At 43.5% G+C, this 18,813-nt stretch carries 14 protein-coding genes and 3 pseudogenes; 12 read left to right on the top strand and 5 right to left on the bottom strand.

The annotated features are described in order from the left end of the window. The first annotated feature begins 3 nt into the window (after positions 1–3). Genes NPA43_RS03520 through NPA43_RS03535 form a run of 4 tightly spaced genes read left to right on the top strand, consistent with a single transcriptional unit; the run spans position 4 to position 4,016 of the window. Positions 4–975 (top strand): GDP-mannose 4,6-dehydratase, encoded by a 972-nt coding sequence (locus NPA43_RS03520; protein ID WP_142353659.1) that lies wholly within the window; start codon positions 4–6, stop codon positions 973–975. Positions 976–987: 12 nt separating this feature from the next. Further along, positions 988–1,899, top strand: coding sequence for a putative nucleotide-diphospho-sugar transferase (locus NPA43_RS03525; protein WP_099727331.1), 912 nt, complete (start codon positions 988–990; stop codon positions 1,897–1,899). Further along, the gene (locus NPA43_RS03530) at positions 1,896–3,086 is read left to right on the top strand and encodes a glycosyltransferase family 2 protein (RefSeq protein WP_099727330.1); all 1,191 of its coding nucleotides are present in this window, start codon (positions 1,896–1,898) and stop codon (positions 3,084–3,086) included. Before NPA43_RS03525 ends, NPA43_RS03530 begins: the two co-directional genes overlap by 4 nt. Next, on the top strand, positions 3,087–4,016 hold the full coding sequence (locus NPA43_RS03535) for a putative nucleotide-diphospho-sugar transferase (RefSeq protein ID WP_099727329.1): 930 nt from the start codon (positions 3,087–3,089) through the stop codon (positions 4,014–4,016). 220 nt (positions 4,017–4,236) lie between these two features. Here NPA43_RS03535 and NPA43_RS03540 read toward each other — a convergent pair whose 3' ends face one another. Next, positions 4,237–5,475 carry an MFS transporter gene (locus NPA43_RS03540; protein ID WP_256499378.1) on the bottom strand — a complete coding sequence of 413 codons (1,239 nt, stop codon included), beginning with the start codon at positions 5,473–5,475 and terminating at the stop codon, positions 4,237–4,239. 171 nt (positions 5,476–5,646) lie between these two features. Between NPA43_RS03540 and NPA43_RS03545 the strand changes: the two genes are divergently transcribed. The 3 genes and pseudogenes from NPA43_RS03545 to NPA43_RS03550 all read left to right on the top strand — a co-directional run. Then, positions 5,647–5,928 carry a plasmid recombination protein gene (locus NPA43_RS03545; RefSeq protein WP_142353658.1) on the top strand — a complete coding sequence of 94 codons (282 nt, stop codon included), beginning with the start codon at positions 5,647–5,649 and terminating at the stop codon, positions 5,926–5,928. After that, on the top strand, positions 5,900–6,055 hold the full coding sequence (locus tag NPA43_RS19200; protein ID WP_367308189.1) for a hypothetical protein: 156 nt from the start codon (positions 5,900–5,902) through the stop codon (positions 6,053–6,055). The genes NPA43_RS03545 and NPA43_RS19200 overlap by 29 nt, the downstream gene beginning before the upstream one ends. Positions 6,056–6,145: 90 nt before the next feature. Beyond that, positions 6,146–6,751, top strand: a pseudogene (locus NPA43_RS03550) (lytic polysaccharide monooxygenase auxiliary activity family 9 protein); the annotation flags it as partial. 438 nt (positions 6,752–7,189) lie between these two features. On the opposite strand, the gene pbp4 reads toward NPA43_RS03550, so the two are convergent. Beyond that, positions 7,190–9,229 (bottom strand): penicillin-binding protein PBP4(5), encoded by a 2,040-nt coding sequence (gene pbp4, locus NPA43_RS03555; protein ID WP_099727324.1) that lies wholly within the window; start codon positions 9,227–9,229, stop codon positions 7,190–7,192. Between the two features lie 234 nt (positions 9,230–9,463). Here pbp4 and NPA43_RS03560 point away from each other — a divergent pair, with 234 nt between their 5' ends. Both NPA43_RS03560 and NPA43_RS03565 read left to right on the top strand, forming a co-directional pair. Further along, positions 9,464–10,897 carry an SLC13 family permease gene (locus NPA43_RS03560; protein ID WP_099727323.1) on the top strand — a complete coding sequence of 478 codons (1,434 nt, stop codon included), beginning with the start codon at positions 9,464–9,466 and terminating at the stop codon, positions 10,895–10,897. A gap of 48 nt (positions 10,898–10,945) precedes the next feature. Next, positions 10,946–11,062, top strand: a pseudogene (locus NPA43_RS03565) (hypothetical protein); the annotation flags it as partial. Positions 11,063–11,141: 79 nt separating this feature from the next. On the opposite strand, the gene NPA43_RS03570 reads toward NPA43_RS03565, so the two are convergent. Next, positions 11,142–12,533 carry a branched-chain amino acid transporter BcaP gene (locus NPA43_RS03570; protein ID WP_256499379.1) on the bottom strand — a complete coding sequence of 464 codons (1,392 nt, stop codon included), beginning with the start codon at positions 12,531–12,533 and terminating at the stop codon, positions 11,142–11,144. Between the two features lie 181 nt (positions 12,534–12,714). Continuing rightward, complete coding sequence (locus NPA43_RS03575; protein WP_099727321.1) at positions 12,715–13,788, bottom strand: tetratricopeptide repeat-containing glycosyltransferase family 2 protein; 1,074 nt, start codon at positions 13,786–13,788, stop codon at positions 12,715–12,717. 133 nt (positions 13,789–13,921) lie between these two features. Between NPA43_RS03575 and NPA43_RS03580 the strand changes: the two genes are divergently transcribed. Beyond that, positions 13,922–15,808 (top strand): ABC-F family ATP-binding cassette domain-containing protein, encoded by a 1,887-nt coding sequence (locus NPA43_RS03580; RefSeq protein WP_256499380.1) that lies wholly within the window; start codon positions 13,922–13,924, stop codon positions 15,806–15,808. Between the two features lie 64 nt (positions 15,809–15,872). Here NPA43_RS03580 and folE2 read toward each other — a convergent pair. Further along, positions 15,873–16,811, bottom strand: a pseudogene (gene folE2 / locus NPA43_RS03585) (GTP cyclohydrolase FolE2). A gap of 143 nt (positions 16,812–16,954) precedes the next feature. On the opposite strand from folE2, the gene NPA43_RS03590 reads away from it, so the two are divergent. Next, complete coding sequence (locus NPA43_RS03590) at positions 16,955–17,380, top strand: MerR family transcriptional regulator (protein ID WP_249705274.1); 426 nt, start codon at positions 16,955–16,957, stop codon at positions 17,378–17,380. A gap of 221 nt (positions 17,381–17,601) precedes the next feature. Beyond that, the gene (locus NPA43_RS03595) at positions 17,602–18,792 is read left to right on the top strand and encodes an MFS transporter (protein WP_099727317.1); all 1,191 of its coding nucleotides are present in this window, start codon (positions 17,602–17,604) and stop codon (positions 18,790–18,792) included. Positions 18,793–18,813 lie beyond the last annotated feature (21 nt).

Below are 18,813 nucleotides of genomic sequence, written 5' to 3' on the forward strand. Positions count from 1 at the left end.
AGCATGAGCGGATTTTGGAATGGCAAGAACGTATTTGTGACTGGATGTACAGGGCTGTTAGGAAGCTATCTCGTCAAGGAATTGATTGATCAAGGCGCCAACGTGACAGGGCTTGTGCGTGATCAGGTGCCAAGATCGAATTTATATCAAGGCAGTCAATTTGAAAAGATGAATGTGGTGCAAGGCGCATTGGAGGACATGCAAACGATTGAACGTGCGTTAGGAGAATACGAAATTGATACCGTCTTCCATTTGGCGGCCCAAGCCATTGTTGGGGTCGCAAATAGACATCCTGTTTCTACATTTGAAGCTAACATTTTAGGTACATGGAATGTGCTGGAGGCGTGCAGAAGACAGCCGCTGATCAAACGAGTGATTGTGGCTTCAAGTGACAAAGCATACGGTGATCAGGAGCAGCTTCCATATGATGAAGAGATGCCGCTTAACGGGAAACATCCGTATGATGTATCGAAAAGCTGTGCAGATTTGATTTCTCACACATACTACAACACATATGGTCTTCCGGTTTGTATTACGCGATGCGGCAATTTATACGGAGGCGGAGATTTGAATTTTAACCGAATTATTCCGCAAACCATTCAGCTAGTTTTAGAGGGGGAGACACCGGAAATTAGAAGTGACGGCACTTTTATTCGTGATTACTTCTACATTGAAGATGCGGTCAAGGCCTATTTGCTGCTAGCTGAAAAAATGGAGGAAAAAGGGCTGGCAGGAGAAGCCTTTAACTTTAGTAATGAAATTCAGCTGACGGTCCTTGAGCTCGTGGATAAGATTTTAAAGGCAATGGGAAGCGATCTGAAGCCTCGTATTTTGAATCAAGGAACGCATGAGATTAAGCATCAATATTTATCGGCAGAAAAAGCGAGAAAACTGCTTGATTGGAAGCCTGACTACTCCATTGATGAAGGTTTAGAAAAGACAATTGAATGGTACCGCGAATTTTTTCAGAAATAGAGGTGTAAATAGATGAACAGCATATATTGTACGGTTCTATCAAGTGGAAGACTTTATCAAGCCATTGCGTTTTTCTTATCGTTGAAGCAAGTAGAAGATGATGCTGTCATCAAGACGTTATGTATGGATGATGCTGCATTTGATTTGCTTCGTCAAATGAATTTCCCACATGTCGATCTTGTTCACGTACGGGAGCTTGAAACGCCGGAGCTGCTAGAGAAAAAAGAGGAACGGGATGCGTCGGAATATTGCTGGACATTAAAGCCGATGTGGATTGAGAGGTTATTTGAACAGGAGAAGACGGAGGAAGTGACATATTTTGATGCGGATTTGTTCTTTTATGAGAGCCCGCAAGTCATTTTTCAAAACCAGCCGGATGCCTCTGTTTTACTATCGAGAGGAGATATTGTCATTCCAAGCTTTGATCCAGAGGAAGTGAAAATGCTTCAGAAGCTTTTAGGGCGCTATAACTCGGGCTTCCTACACTTTAAAGGAGATGAAGCCGGGCGGAAGTGTCTCAGCTGGTGGAAAGAAGAATGTCTAAAAGAATGCAAAAATGCACCGGGAGAAGGCAAGTTTGGAGACCAAGGGTATCTGGATCATATGCCGATGCTATTTGAAAAAGTAGAAGATATTAAAACAAAGGGCGTCAATATTGGTCATTGGAACTATGGGCAGCATTCCTATCGGGAAGAGAATGGGCGTATTCTGCTTGAGGATGGGAGCCCGCTCATTTGCTATCATTTCAGCGGCTTTCGAATCGTGAGCAAGGATCATATGCAGCAAATCCATGAAAAAGGGAGAAATGACTTGCCATTTTTCCAAGAAGCCTATCGGGAAATGCTTCGTCATGTGATTGAATCTGTGGAGCGAGTCAACCCAATGTTTAACGGCTATGCCAAACTCGAGGGGGATGACGCATGAACAAAAAGCCAAAGGTAAGCGTCATTATTCCAAGCTATAATGCGAAAGAGCGCTTAGAAGGCAGCCTCTTTTCCTTAACGCTTCAGGAAACGGATATTCCATTTGAGGTCATTGTCGCCGATAATGGGTCAACGGATGGCACGATGGAAATGCTCGAAAAAATTGAGGTGAACTTTCCGATCAAAAAGGTGCGTATCCCTGTCAATCAAGGGATTGCCAAGGGACGCAATCATGCCATTCGCGAAGCAGAGGGAGACCTGCTGATTTTCCATGACAGCGATATGCTGGCAGAGCCGAGGTTTATTCAGAAGCATAGAGAGGCGCATGCAGATCAAGAGGATCTCGTCATTTGCGGTGTGTGCTGGAAGCGGATCTATCGTTATTTTTACACAGCATTTGATGAAGATCACGTGAAGCGATTGAAAACACAAGGGCTGTATCAGCGGGAAATGAAGAACAAAACGCCTCTTTTATCAATGGAAGAAGTCGAAAATGGTGCATTTCTAGAGAAAAGTTTTGATTTGCAGTCTGAGTTTATTGATATCCTCAAAGACATCTTGCACACGTACCACTATGATTTAAGTTCTTATGAGCTGCCGTGGCGATTTTTCATTACAAATAACTCCTCAGTAAAGCGAAAGCATGTCATGGCACTGGGGATGTTTGATGAAAATATCGTTCGGTACGGGTTTGAGGATTATGATTTAGGGATTCGTCTGCATCAGCTTGGCCTGTCATTTGAGCTGAGAGAGGATATCATGAGTGTGCATCAGGAGCATCCAAGTAATTTAACGTCATTTGATGACATTAAATATAACATTTTGTATATGTGCGAGAAGTATAACAATATTGATTCCATTGATGTCCATTTGGCATTCTCTGGCCCGTTTTCTCACACGGTGACAAATGACATCGTGAAAGAAATTCGTCAGCTGCGTGAGAATCCGTCATTTGATGGTCTGTTATCTTATTTTTTAGAGCTGCTTCATTTGATCACAGAGCGGAATGTAGGCATCAAACGTGATCAAAAAGATGTGCTGACAGCAAAGCACTTTCCTTTGAAAAAGCTGTCAGAGACTGCGCAGCTTGCAAGGCAGGAATATGGCTGCACGGTTCTTGTGGAAGCAATTCAAAGGCTGACGAATGAGCTGTTATGCGTTGATTTGTTTCAAGTGGATGTGTTGTAGATGGCATCCTATCATTTTACAACCATTGTGTCGAATACCCATGTATTTAAGCTGCTCGCACTGATTCATTCACTTGAACAAACCGCCCATTCATTCAAGCTGTCTGTTTTATGTGCGGACCCTTTGGCTTACAAGGTGTTAAGTGAGTTCCCTCATCCGCATGTCCAATATGAACAGCTTGAAGACATTGAAGATGGTTCGCTGCGAAAGGCAAAAGGTGATCGTACGTTCCATGAGTATTGCTGGACGTTAAAGCCTGCCTTTCTACTCAAAATTCTTGAGTCCTCAGATGCGGATTATCTCGCTCATTTGGATACTGATTTGTATTTTTATCATGATCCAGGGGCGATATTTGAAGAGAATCCACTCGCTCATTTATTTTTGACGGATCATATGAATTCCAAGCGATTCTATCACTTTTATGAATTGTCCGGCCGCTTTAATACTGGTTTTGTAGGCTGTCGTAACACAGACGTTGCCAAACAGGCGGTAACGCAATGGAAAGTAAACTGCATTGCGCACTGTACAGTAGAAATGGATACGGAAAAAAAGACGTACGGAGACCAGCGGTATGTTGAAAGTTGGATTGATGATTTTGAAGGTGTCCATGTGGTGACATCTAAAGGGGCCAATGCGGCGATTTGGAACATTGAAAACTATAAGCTTTCCATTGTGGAAGGGGATATTTACCTCGACGAAAATCCTCTACTGTTCTATCATTTTTCTGCCTTTACGATCATTGATGAGAATACCTTTAATCTGAATTGGTATTACTATATGAAAGAACAAAAGCTTGTGGATCATCTGTATATTCCGTATGCCAATTTGGTTCATCAAAAAATTAAACAGGTGCAAGAGATATTTCCAGAATTTCAGCAAGGGTTTATTGCGAAGAAGCATGTTCCCGACACGCATTTTTATGAGATATGAAAAAACCGCTCATTATCTGAGCGGTTTCAGCGTGTAGATAAACCCTCGCATTCGGTGTCAGTCCTCACGAATCTCAAATTCGCTCCGCTCCGGTACTCGTCCATCCTAGACTTCAAGGGTTTTCATAACACGCTGAAAAGATGACAAAGGGCTAAAATAAAGTTCATTTTAGCCCTTTGTCATCAATCTGAACCGCTCATTTACTGAGCGGTTTTTAATTTTATGATTCATTCCATTTGGAGATGGTGTGATCACTAGGAAGTAAAACGGCTAAAATCCCTAAAATCGGTAAAAAGGCAGCACCGATCATTGTAGGGGTTAAACCAAAGGCGTCAATCAATGAGCCGAGGGCAACCGATCCGATCGCACCCATTCCAAACGCAAGCCCAACAGTTAAACCAGACATTGTGCCAATTTTCCCGGGAAATAGTTCTTGAGCATATACCACTGTGACAGAGAAGCTTGACATCAAAATCAGGCCAATGAGTCCAAGCAAAGCGTATGCAAGAACAGGTCCAGCAAAAGGTAATAGAAGTGCAAGTGGAAAGGATGCCAATAATGAAGCCAAAATGACATTTTTCTTACCAAATCGATCTGCAAGCGGTCCGCCTAAAAATGTCCCGACTGCACCTAGAATAAGAAATATGAAGATATAAGTCTGTGATTCTTTAATCGTCACACCGTATTGTTCAATGGCATAGAACGCATAGAAATTCGAAATGGCATTTCCATACCAAGAGCGGGCAAAAATAAGGAAGACGATAATGCCAAGTGCTGTGAGTGCTGACTTACGGTGAATATCAGACCTTGGAGCTTTCGCATGTGCTTTCTTCGCATGTGCTCTAATGGCTTGAAGCTTCGCAGCGTACCATCTTGAAATATAGAGAAGGAAACCGACAGCAAGCATTCCAACAATCGTAAACCAAGCCACTCCTGGCTGACCGAGCGGAACGAGCATTAATGCAGCGATAAGTGGTGCAAAGGCTTGACCTGTATTCCCGCCTACTTGATAGATGGACTGGGCAAGTCCTCGTCTTGGACCAGCTGCCATGTTGGCCACACGTGACCCCTCTGGATGGAAGATCGCAGAGCCGAGTCCGATAAAGACAACGCAAAGCAAAATGGTCGCAAAGGATGGGGCAAACGCAAGTCCGAATATACCGACAGCACTTGAGAATAAAGCAATAGGAAGTGCATAGGGCATCGGCCGTTTATCTGTGTACCACCCAATTGCAGGCTGCATCACGGAGGAGACCATATTTAATGTAAAGGCAATCAGCCCTAATTGTGTAAAGGTCAGCCCCATTGAGCGTTCTAAAATAGGGAACATGGCAGGAATAACGGCTTGTAATGTGTCGTTGAGCATATGACAAATACCAATGATCAATAAAATGGGATAAACCGTTGAGCCGGTTACAGCTTTTTGGGATTTATCCTTTGCACGAGCAGCAATAGCCAATGAGACTTCCTCCTTTCATCCAACTGTTTTCTTTTTGCATTCCCCTCATTTTATTCATAAGGTGAACTATAAAACAATAGAAAATTTTCATGATTTAGAAAAAAAGAGAATACCTTACATAGAAGTGTCGCCGGAAACATGGCGGTTCAGCGGGGAGGGTGAGAGAGGAAATTGTCTTACATCATTTGCAATATGCTGAAGTTCAAAAATGCGGATTTGAAGGGTCTGCAAATTCATAATGAGAGGGGAAAAGAGAGCCATACGAATCCAGATATTGATGAGAGCCGGACCAAGCTGAATTATGATTTATTGCACCAGCACCAACAGATGATTGATGATAAGTCCATCATCAATGAGCACATTTCAAAAAATGGGGGAAACGAAGCGCGCGATTCGGAAAGATGCCGTCCGGTGCTGTTCGTTCATGATTTCAGCCAACCCCGAATTTTTTGAGGGGCTTTCGCCGGAGTGCGAAAAGGCATTTTTTCAATCGAATTTGGCGTTTCTTCAGGAGCGCTACGGAAAAGAAATCGAAAAAGCCATGAGATCGTCTCTTGGCTTTATAATGGTCAGATGTTAAAATCGAATGGGTAATATTGGAATGGTCGCGTATATTTTCTCTTTGCATCAATACCCGTCTCAACACTGTGAAAAGAGAGGGGATTGTAACGTGTATTGTTTGCCAAAAACCACCTTTAGCACTGCTTTCATTTTAGCAGCCGGATTGCTGTGGATGTCCATCGTTCCTCAGCAGGCCTTCGCTCATGGGTTTATCGAAAAACCGGGGAGCAGAGCGGCTCTGTGCAGTGAGGCTTTCGGATTTCTCAATCTGAATTGTGGAAGCGTGATGTATGAGCCGCAAAGCCTGGAAGCGAAAAAAGGGTTTCCGCATAGCGGCCCGGCAGATGGACAAATCGCATCCGCGGGCGGACTGTTCGGCGGAATTCTTGATCAGCAGTCGGAAAATCGCTGGTTTAAACATATCATGACCGGCGGAGAACACACCTTTACCTGGACATATACCGCCCCCCACAATACGAGCCAATGGCACTACTATATCACCAAAAAAGGCTGGGATCCTGACAAACCGCTTAAGCGCGCAGACTTTGAACTGATTGGCGCCGTTCCGCATGACGGGTCCCCTGCATCTCGCAATTTATCTCACCACATTTATATTCCTGAAGACCGCCTCGGGTATCATGTCATACTTGCCGTTTGGGATGTGGTTGATACTGAAAACGCTTTCTATCAAGTGATTGATGTTGATCTAGTGAATAAATAAAGCATGGACTTTTCTTGATCTGTTTGGAAAACCGACTTGTGAATCAGCGGGTTTTGGTGGAAACAGAGAAAATAAGCGATCAAAAACCCCGGCTCTCCAAAACATGCCGGGGTTTTTGAGATTCGTTATTTCTTTTTCTTCATTGCGGCATCCATAAACGGCAGCAAGGTGCCGAACAGCATCGTACCGCCGAAGAAATTCCCGAGGCAAGATTGTGAGGGGACTGGGTGCGGCAGGGATGGAATAAAAAGCGCGGGATTTCTGGAGAATACGAAAAGCTGGTATACTTTTTGAGGGGTAGGAAGGGGAACAAGTTTCCCAACCATACACATGAGTCAACGGTAAGCGCAACGAAAGTGAGCATTAAGGAGTTGACTCATTCACAAAACCAAAGAGACACAAGCTCTTGATTGAGCGTGTGTCTCTAAAGGATTATTGATAAAAAGAAGCGATCACAGGCTTCATTTTTTGAATGACAAGTCCACTGCCGCCGCGGTTTTTCACACCTTCGATCATGCCGACGAGGACGTAATCTTCTTTTTTAGGATTAAACGCAAGTAAAAATCCATTTTCAGTGCCATCTGTTGCACCTTGTTTGCTCTTCAGCTCTGCCGTTCCAGTTTTAGCGGCGATATCTGCTCCTTTGATTTGTAAGGAGTGAGCTGTACCGTTTGGATTGGTGACGACTTGAGTCAGCGCGTCTTTCACCGTGTTTGCTGAGTCTTCTTTGATGATCTGCTTTGGTGATGCTGTTTTTTCATCTTGAATCACTCGAGGATAGACAAGCTTGCCTCCGGTTGCAAAAGGAGAATAGGCATGCACTTGCTCAATCGGTGACATGAGTAATTCACCTTGACCATATGCCGAGTCAGCGAGTAGGATGTCCGATTGAATGCCATCGTTCGATACTTGTGCTGGTTTCATTGTAAATGGCATGTGTAAGTCTTCGCCAAACCCAAAAGTTTTCACTTTTTTCTCGTAGGTGTCTTTACCAATTTCAAGTGCTTCCTGTCCGAAGTAAATATTGTCAGAGTACACAAGGGCATCGACCATATTCACTTTTTCTTTGGCGTGCACCCGTGTAATTTGATAATTTCCCCATGATTGATCCTTTTGCCATTTCAGTCCATGAATGGTGCGCACTTTATTAGGCTTTGTGACACCTGTTTCCAGCCCAATGGCTGCTGTAATGGTTTTGAATGTGGACCCTGGTGCATACCGGCTCGCATATCGAGCTTGGAATGGGAGGTCCGGATTTTCACTGTATGCCTGATATTGCTTAGGTGTTATCCCGTTTGTCATGAGATTGACATCGTAGGAAGGGGTGCTGACAAGCGCTAATAGATCACCAGATGATGGATTCATGATGGTGACAGCCCCTTTTTCACCTTTCAGCTGCTCATAGGCTTTTTTCTGTAATGAAGCATCAATGGTCAGCTTCACTGTTTTTCCGTCTTTTCGGTCTGTTTTTTGCAATGTCTCTTCAATACCTGTTTCATCATGGACAATGAGAATGCTTCCGCCATCTTGTCCTCGTAAATTTTGATCGAATGTGAATTCAAGACCGGTTTTGCCAATGATTTGATCAGCCTTTAATGCTGGATTCCTTTTGATATCATCCGCATTTGCTTTTCCGACATAGCCTGTTAGATGAGCAGCGGCTTCGTTATATGGATAGTAGCGCATTTCCTTCGATTGATAGGTGACGCCGTTTACGTCCTTTGGAATCGGCATTTGCTTTAACATAGATTTCAGCGGAACAAACGTGTCGTCTGTGACCCATGTTTGTTTCAGCTGATTTTGAATCAGTTCTTCATCTATATCAAAAGCTTTGCTGATCTTTTTCATATTGCGTTCTTTTTCTTTCCCTGTCCCGAGCTTTCCTGGGATGATGCCAAGAGCGTTTCCACCAGTTGTTTCTGCTAAAGTACGGCCTTTCCGGTCCACAATATTTCCACGTACAGCAGGATCTGATTTTACTTTGATGGTATCTCCCTTCTCCATTTGCGGGAAGATGAGATTTGGCTTCCAGTCCACTTTCCACTTGTCAGCCTCTTCGGTGAGAACCCCCTTGTATGACAGCTTGTTCAGCTTTCCAAGAGACGTTTTCATCGTGACATCATAGGTGAACTGATACCCATTTCCTTTGTCCTGTTTTTCGACTTTGACCTTTGATACGTTCAGATCATAAGCACCAATTCCATTAAAAATATTGTCGTATTTTTCGGCTAGTTGTTTTTTGGAGAAGTCATTGGCTTTCAGAGACGCACTCGTTACCTCGTCTGCCAGCTTCGCAAAGTCTTTCTTCTCCATGTGTTTCGTAAAGGACTCGGCCGCCTGTAACGCCTCTTTTTCTTTTGAGAGAAGAGTATCTTTTAAGAAAAAGAAGGCAGCAGCAATCACGATCATACTAAGAATGGGTATGATGACTTTTTTTTGTTTCCAAAATGATTTTCGTTGATCTGTATACAATGAAAACACCTCAATTTTTGATTAGATCCTCTATATTTTACAGTTATTGCGTGTGATTTGTATAGTTTCTCCTATGAAAATAGACCAAGTCATGGTTTAGGAATGTGAATAATGACAGTAAGTTTATCTAAAAGATATCTTCATTTTTTCTTATGATTTAAAGGATTTCTTTAGAAATCATCGAATGTGGAAAATTAGAAAAATTTTTAACAAGCGTTTTCATTAGGGGGGATTGTGATCGTTTATAAAAAAGTGAATTTGACTGGACTTGTTCTTGGACCAATGCTCTTCTTCTTGATTTTTTTTCTCATACCAGAAGATGAATTGGCCTATGCTGCGAGAGTGGTATTAGGCATTACGGCTTGGACTGCGACGTGGTGGGTGACTGAAGCATTGCCGATACCAGCAACCTCTTTATTGCCAATCATCCTTCTGCCAACACTTGGCGGACTCTCTATGGAGCAAACATCAAGGGCTTATGGAGACCCGATTGTCTTTATGTACATGGGCGGATTTATGATCGCAATCGCAATTGAAAAATGGAATTTACATAGAAGAATGGCATTACATATTTTAAAGATCATTGGCACAAGAAGTGACCGCATTGTATTAGGTGTCATGATCGCGACTGCTTTTTTATCTATGTGGATTTCTAATGCAGCTACAGCACTGATGATGCTGCCGGTGGCATTGGCTGTTATTAAAGAGGTCAAAGCGAACGAAATCTTATCTGGTGCATCTCTTGATCGATTCAGCAAAAGTATCTTATTATCGGTTGCTTATTCAGCGTCAATTGGTGGCTTGGCGACACTTGTTGGGTCAGTGCCAAATGCTGTTTTTGCAGCGATGTCAAAAAAGCTGTTAGATCGGGAAATTATGTTCTTTGAATGGTTTTTGTTTGGTTTTCCCGTGGCGATTGTTCTTCTTATTCTCTTATTTCTGTATTTGACCAAGATACAGTTCAAGGTAGAGCATACAGGTGAAATGAGTGCAGCGTTCATACGGAAGGGGTTAGAAGATTTAGGCAAAATGAAACAAGAGGAAAAATGGGTTTTTGTTATTTTTCTCATGACAGCTTTTTTGTGGATATTTAAAATCTTTTTGTTTGGAGGGATCACCGTATCTGATACATCTATCGCCATTTTTGGTGCGATGTTGTTATTTCTCATTCCAGCGACAAATGGAGAGAGAATACTAGAATGGCAGGATATGAAGCAGCTGCCGTGGGGACTTTTGCTTTTGTTTGGGGGCGGGCTTTCGCTCGCTACGGGCTTTGCAGAGACCAATCTAACAGGATGGATCGGGGAAAATTTACAGCATTTAAATGGGCTTTCGTATCTCATGCTGCTGATTATTTTATCAAGCGCTATTTTATTTATGACAGAAATTATGTCCAATACAGCTGTTGCCAATATGATTATTCCGATTACGGTAGGACTTGGCCTTGCGATTGGCATCGAGCCGTACGGTTTAATGGCTGCGGCTGCTTTAGCTTCCTCTTGTGCGTTTATGCTGCCCATTTCTACACCGCCAAATGCGGCTGTCTTTAGTGCGGACGTGCTGAAAATCTCTGATATGGTCAAGGCGGGCTTTTGGTTAAATATCATCAGTATTGTGGCGATTGTCCTTGCGGTTTATTTCTGGCTGCCGATCGTGCTTAAAAGCTGAACCGATGAATGTCGGACAAATAGCTAGCAGATTGGAAATCACGGGTAGGGACAGAATGTTGGAGATGCAAGCGGTTTTGCCGGGACAAAAAGCCACGTAGATGATCGAGATCAAGTGGACTCACCTGCCTCTTTTTCACCAGCAGCTAAATCCATTCAAAGGAAGTATGTGTGTGGACTCGAATTCAGCAAAAAACAGTTTCATTTAAACAAAAAAAGAGACCGGGAATCCCCGTGTCTCTTTTCTAATGTGTTTGATTGAGATGGCTTTTTCGTCTTGCATAGGTGAAATAGACAACGACACCAATGGCCACCCAAATGAGGAAGGCTCGCCATGTAGTCCATTGAAGTGTTGCCGCCAATATCATACAGATGATGGCACTAATAATTGGAAGAACAGGCACAAATGGTACTTTAAAGGCTGTCTTCATATTCGGATGTTTCTTTCGTAATACGATGACGGCAATAGAGATCACGGTAAAGGCTGCAAGTGTACCGATGCTGACTAAATTAGCGAGCGTCGATAAGTTTACAAATCCTACAATACAAGCTGCCACAGCTCCTGTCAGCCAAGTGTTGGCAACGGGTGTTTTCGATTTCGGATGAACCTTTGAAAAAATCTTTGGCATAAGCCCATCGCGGCTCATCGCAAAGGTTAGGCGAACCTGCGCATACACCAAGGCGATTAAAACCGTCGTAATCCCGATAATCGCACCGGCGGATATGATACCAGCCACACTATTAAGGCCAACGACTTGAAGAGCAAAAGCGACAGGGTCACTGACATTCAGTTTCGTATAGTGAACCATGCCTGTTAAGACAAATGAAACGCCGATGTATAAAATGGTACAAACACCAAGCGCACCGATGATTCCAATTGGCATCGCTTTTTGTGGATTTTTGACTTCTTCTGATGCATTGGCGATCGCATCAAATCCAAGGTAAGCAAAAAAGACAGTTGCTGCCCCTGCGATCACGCCATGAAAGCCCATTGGCATAAAGGGTGTCCAGTTTTCCGGTTTGACGTAAGCGAAGCCTGAAATGATAAAGAGAAGGACAATGGCAATTTTGATCAGCACGATGATGTTATTCAGCTTCGTGCTTTCTTTTACGCCTCTTGAGACAATAAAGGTAATGAGTAAAATAATGAGCGCGCCTGGAAGGTTAAAGACGGCGCCATCAGCGGCTCCAGGGGCAGCCGATAAAGCCTTCGGTATGTGCAGACCGAATCCACTGAGCAGTGATTGAAAATAGGACGACCATCCACTTGCGACAGCAGAGAGCGCGACAACATACTCAAGCATGAGATCCCAGCCCATTAAGAAGGCGAGGAGTTCACCAAGTGTTGCGTAAGAATACGTATAGACGCTTCCTGACACAGGAATAGACGAGGAGAATTCCGCGTAGCAAAAAGCAGCAAGGGCGCATGCGATCGCAGCCAAGATAAAAGATATAATAATCGCAGGTCCCGCATCTTTCGCAGCAGCAACCCCCGTAATGACAAAGATTCCAGTCCCGACCACACAGCCGATGCCAAGCAAGATTAAATCAAACGTATTCAAAGAACGACTGAGCCGCTTTGTTTGACTTTCAAGCATGAGCTGGTCGAGAGACTTTTTTCGAAATAAAGAACTCATGTTGACCTCCTAATGGATAAATCTATTCGTAAGACGAATGTTAGTATATGCGTAAATGGCAATTTAGTCAATTGGTTGAAAAACGCTTTAAATCACTAAAGTTTTAAACGTCACAAACGAAACATTGTGTAAAAAAGAGACATCCGCCGGCATATGGCAGGCGGATGTGGTGACAGACGATCTATGTCTGTTCAGTAAATATTTTTTCGTTGTACATCACACTCGGATGGGTCGGATAATGTCCCGAGGAGGCAAGGTGATGTGTTTTGGCTTGATCGAAATCGCCGAGCTGATCATAACAATAGCAAAGCTGGAGGTGAGGGTACCAAGTTTTATATTGTGTGAGTGTAAAGGCTGTATCATTTTCAGGAGCCTTCAGCGCCTGCTCATACCAAAAGATCGCGGCTTGATGTTTATTTTGCGTTTTTAAATGATCCCCGATCCGGCAGCAAAATTCTGGGCGGGGCTGATCATATAAGAAGGAGCGTAATAATGAGGATAAGGCCGCTTCCTCGAAACCTACCGCATAATAGCAGTCAGCTAAATATTGGCATGCGCGAATTTCATCCTCAATCCAGCACTGTTTTGTTGCTAAAAATTCATGGTAAAAACGAATCGCCCTGACATGCTGCTGGTGATCTCTTAATTCATTGGCAAAGTAAAAGAGATCACGAGGCGTCATATCCTCTCCTTTTGCAAGCATGTCTTCATAAATTCGCAGGTTGCGCCCAGGCTCACCAGCGATTGTTTTCTTCCGCTTTTGATGCGTGACGGCTATATCGGCCGGAAAGATGTTGCCACACACTTGGAGAAACTCATGCACGGCCCCGTACCACTGAAAGTTCAAGGCACGCTTCACGAGCCGGTTTCTTCTATATTTAAAATTCACCCGGCCGTCCTCATCAAATCCAACGTGATAAAACATAGAGACGGCATCCACCGCGGGATCAAGTGTCTGCTTGAGGTGAAGAAGTTTTTTTCGGTCTTCTTCAAGCAGGACATCGTCAGCATCCAGCCAGAAGATATACTCTTTTGTTGCATGTGAAAAAGCGAAATTGCGTGCTTTTGCAAAGTGCTGGACCCATTCAAAATCCAGCACCTGTGCTGAAAAGGAGTGAGCAATTTCCTTCGTTCGGTCTGATGATCCCGTATCAACGATGATCATTTCATCTACAATGTCTTGAACAGAAGAAAGACAGTCCGCTAAAACCTCCTCTTCATTTTTCACAATCATACATAAGCTAATGGTTATCATCTTTAGATCACCTCTTCATAGTGTATCGAGCATCGAAAGGAAACATTCTTTTCAGCAGCGGTTTTTTTAAAACTAGTTTTCTTGTACTGGCTGATTTAAAATAAAGGAAGAATCTATGTAAGGGCTGATAAAAATGAGTTTATTGAATGTTGAAGGATTATATAAAACCTATGGCGAAAAAACGCTGTTTGATCATATTTCTTTTCATATAGAACTAAAGGAACGGATTGGGTTAATTGGACCAAATGGAACAGGGAAGTCAACGCTCTTAAAGGTGATTGCAGGACTTGAATCGTTTGAGGAGGGTGACATCACGAAAGCAGGGACACTTGATATCGAATTTCTCGAGCAAGACCCTGAAATGAGCGGGGATGAAACGATTCTTGATTACATTTTTTCTGGAACTGCACCAATCATTCAAACGATGAAGGCGTATGAACAGGCGCTCGCCGATTTAGAGCATGATCCCCAAAATGAAGCAAAACAAGAAGCGCTGATGCGCATGCAAAATCAAATGGATCAGGAGGACGCATGGGATGCGAACCTTTCGGCAAAAACGATTTTGACAAAGCTTGGGGTCAAAGATGTGAGCCGCTTTGTTCATGCATTATCAGGCGGCCAGAAAAAGCGTGTCGCGATTGCTAAAAATTTAATACAGCCTGCGGGTTTGCTGATTTTAGATGAGCCGACCAACCATCTAGATAATGCAACAATTGAATGGCTCGAAGGATACTTAAGTCAATACAGCGGTGCTGTCATTCTGGTGACGCATGATCGTTATTTCTTAAACCGCGTCGCCAATCGAATTTATGAATTAAATCAAGGGCAGCTCTATACGTATAAAGGAAATTATGAAGTCTTTTTAGAAAAAAGAGCGGAACGAGAAGCAGAAGCTCAGGTAAAAGAAACGAAACGTCAAAACCTGCTTAGACGAGAACTTGCATGGCTCAGAAGAGGGGCAAAAGCAAGAACGACGAAGCAAAAAGCACGCATTGGCAGAGTAGAAGAGCTGAAGGATCAAAAAGGGCTCGATGCAAAAGGTGAGCTTGATTTTGCTATCGGCTCCCACCGCCTTGGAAAACAGGTCATTGAGGCAGAAGACATGTCGATTTCATTTGCTGGTCAGACACTTGTGGAGCGGTTTACTGATTTAGTCGTGCCGGGCGACCGTATAGGATTGATCGGACCGAACGGGGTGGGTAAAACCACTTTACTCAATTGTTTAGCGGGCAAAATGGAACCGACTACCGGACAATTGGTCATTGGACAAACGGTTCGAATTGGCTATTACACGCAGGATCATAAAGAAATGAATGAAGAGCTGACCATCATTGATTACATCAAGGAAACAGCTGAAATCGTCAAGACATCTGATGGCGCGATCGTGACAGCAGAGCAAATGCTAGAGCGGTTCTTATTCCCAAGATCCATGCAGCGGACTTTTATACGCAAGCTGTCAGGGGGAGAGCGCCGCAGGCTGTATTTATTGAAAGTCTTGATGGAAGAGCCGAATGTTCTCTTTTTAGATGAGCCGACGAACGACCTTGATACAGAGACGCTCAGCATCTTAGAGGATTATTTAGAACAGTTCCCTGGCGTTGTCATCACGGTGTCGCATGACCGCTATTTCCTAGACCGAGTCGTCAATCGCCTGCTTGTCTTTGAAGGAAATGGCCGGATCTCCCATTTCCAAGGAGCTTACAGCGATTACATGGAGCAGGAAAAAGCAGAGAAGCGAACAGAGACAAAGCCTGCTGAAAAACAAGTGGAAGCCGCACCTAAAAAGAGAAAAAAACTATCCTATAAAGATCAGCTTGAATGGGATGGGATTGAGGATCGGATACAGGCATTAGAGGAAAAACACCAGCAGCTTGAAGCCAGTATCGCTGAGGCTGGCAGTGATTTTGGGAAAATCCAAGAGCTGATGGATGAACAAAAAGCCGTCGCTGAAGAATTAGAACAAGCGATGGATCGCTGGACAGAACTGTCGCTGATGATTGAGGAATTAGAAGGCAATTAAGTGTATTGACAAACCCTCGCATTCTAGTCGTTAATTACGTAGAAAATAAAACTAAGGGCTATCATTAGCCCTTAGACAACCACCTGAACTGTAGAGTCACTCTACAGTTTTTTTGAAAAGAGCATTTTGCATAGGCATCATGCTGGTGAATGGACTCCTCATTTCGGCACTCGACTTGGAACCCTTTGATCCAGCTTTCTTCATACAGTTCGACCGCAATTAACCTCGCTACATCCTCTACAAAGCGTGGATTTTCATATGCCTCTTCCGTCACTTTCTTTTCATCAGGTCTTTTGAGCACGGGATAAAGCGGTGCGCTCGCATTGGACTCAATAATGTGTAAAAGAACTGCCTTCATGTCGTCAGGGAGCAATGCTTGTTCAAACAGCTCTACTTGAATGGAAACAGAGCCGCGCTGATTATGCATTATGCGCGCCATATTCGCTGATTTCCTTTGAACAAGGACATAAGGTTGTGACCTGTGCGTTGCAACCAATTTTACAGGTAAATCCGTTTTTTTCATGAAAATGGACGTCATATTGCACAGTCGCATGCATCAAACCTGTCTTTCCGCTGTCGGGCTCTTTTTTTCTATGTACCAAGGGAAGGAAGCTTGAACCGCGGCAGATGGCTGCTTCATTTGCTTGGCAAGCTGTGCCGTCAGTTCTTTTAAGGAATTCACATCAAGCGGTTTGCCGCTGTCATAAAACGAGTGCAGCTGTTCGGTGAGACGGCTCATATGAATACCTTTTTGATGAGCTGGAAGATATGTGCTCAGTGCAAAGACAGCGGAAGTTGTTTGATGCTGTGGTGTCGTTTCAGACAAAATATGTACAGGATAGGACACGCGGCAGATGCCCACTTGTTCAAGATCAAAATAAAAGTCCTGCTCGGTTTTTTGTATGTCCATCATGTCCTCTTTATGACAAGGCTTCGTTCCAAGGGTTGGCGGTACAGATCCAAATAGCTGATGGCGTTCTTTTTTGGGTGGAAAAGATAGCATGAAGTCCCTCCTATAAATCGTAATAATTCCTATTTATTTTGCATCAAATGATAAAAGAAATCAAGGGTGAATAATATAACGTTTACGTTAAGGTTATAAAGGTGTATAATAAAACATGAATTGATGAGCAGGAGGCACTGGCGATGGAATGGATGAAAATTGATCAAGTGGCGAAAAGGAGCGGTCTGACAAAACGGACGATTCGTTTTTATGAAGAGATTGGTTTATTATCAGCACCAAAGCGGACAGAGGGCGGTGTCAGACTTTACTCAGAGGACGACATGGAAGAACTAGAGAAAGTAATGCAGGCAAAAGAGGTACTCGGCTTTTCTTTACAAGAGCTTCAATCGTTTATGGAAATAGGAAAGCAGCTAGAGCTGAATAAAGAAGGTTACTTGCTGTCACTTGATCCGAAGGAACGATTAGAGAAGCTGTTAGATATTGAGGCGCAGCTTCATGAACAGCATCAATTGATTACAAAAAAGCTTGAAACGATTCAATCCTTTAAAAAGGATCTTGAAACGATGAAAGAAAGAGCGGCTCATGCTATTGAGCAATTACAAAAATAAACACCTCTGTGTGTTTATTTCAGCGTGTAGACAAACCCTCGCATTCTGTGTCAGGTCTGCGTGCCGGTGCTCACGAATGTCAAATTCGCTCCGCTCCGGTACTCGTCCTTCCTAGACTGCAAAGGTTTTCTATCACGCTGAAAAGAAGACAAAGGGCTAAAATAAACACCTCTGTGTGTTTATTTTATTTTGTCAACATTTGAAGGAAAGGTTCTGATGGAATGAAGGAAGAAGAAGTATTGAAACAGCGCGCAAGTCTGCTTAGGCAGCCGAAAGCCGTTTGGGCTGTAGCCTTTGCGTGTGTGATTTCGTTTATGGGAATTGGGCTCGTAGACCCGATTTTGCCAGCCATTGCATCACAATTAGATGCATCTCCAAGTCAGGTCTCCCTTTTATTTACGAGCTACTTACTTGTGACAGGCTTTGTCATGTTTTTTACCGGCTTTATTTCTAGTCGTATTGGTGCGAAATGGACGTTATTAGTAGGACTCATCTTTATTATTGTCTTTTCTGCTTTAGGCGGTACCTCTTCAACCATTAACGAATTAATTGGCTTTAGAGGAGGATGGGGCATTGGGAATGCCTTATTCATTTCAACTGCACTCTCTGTCATTGTTGGTGTGTCTGTTGGGGGAAGTGCGAAGGCCATTATTTTATATGAGGCCGCACTAGGTCTTGGGATTTCTGTTGGACCGCTCCTTGGCGGTGAGCTTGGAACCATCTCTTGGCGCGGCCCATTCTTTGGCGTTGCGGTGTTAATGCTCGTCGCTCTTTTAGCCATTACGTTTATGCTTCCATCTATGCAGAAGCCTCAGAAAAAGGTGAAATTATTCGAGGCTGTCGGAGCTTTGAAATATAAAGGACTTTTAACGATGGCATCTGCTGCTTTTTTATATAATTTCGGCTTCTTTGTTCTTCTAGCATATTCGCCATTTGTGCTCCATCTTGATGAGCATGGTCTTGGCTATGTCTTTTTTGGATGGGGATTATTTTTGGCTGTGACATCTGTCTTTTCAGCTCCGGTCATTCATCGCAAACTTGGTACATTGACTGCCCTTGTTGTTCTGTTTGCTTCGTTTGCAGTGATTTTATTCGGCATTGGGGTATGGACGTCACATGTTGTCGTAGTCATCTGCGGGATTGTCATGGCTGGGGGAATTCTCGGCATGATCAATACAGTGCTCACGACGGCTGTAATGGGTTCGGCACCTGTTGAGCGTTCGATTGCTTCATCTTCATACAGTGCCGTACGATTTATTGGTGGTGCGATTGCTCCTTGGGTTGCCGGAGTACTCGCTGAAGCCTTTACAGCAAGCACACCTTACTATGTAGGGGCGGCTGTTGTTCTGCTAGGAATGATCATCCTGCTCCTTGGCCGAAAGCATTTGGTGAATATTCAAGCAGGGCATTAATTAGAAAAAATCCTTATATCT

Source organism: Bacillus pumilus, assembly GCF_024498355.1.
Taxonomy (GTDB): Bacteria; Bacillota; Bacilli; order Bacillales; family Bacillaceae; genus Bacillus; species Bacillus pumilus_P.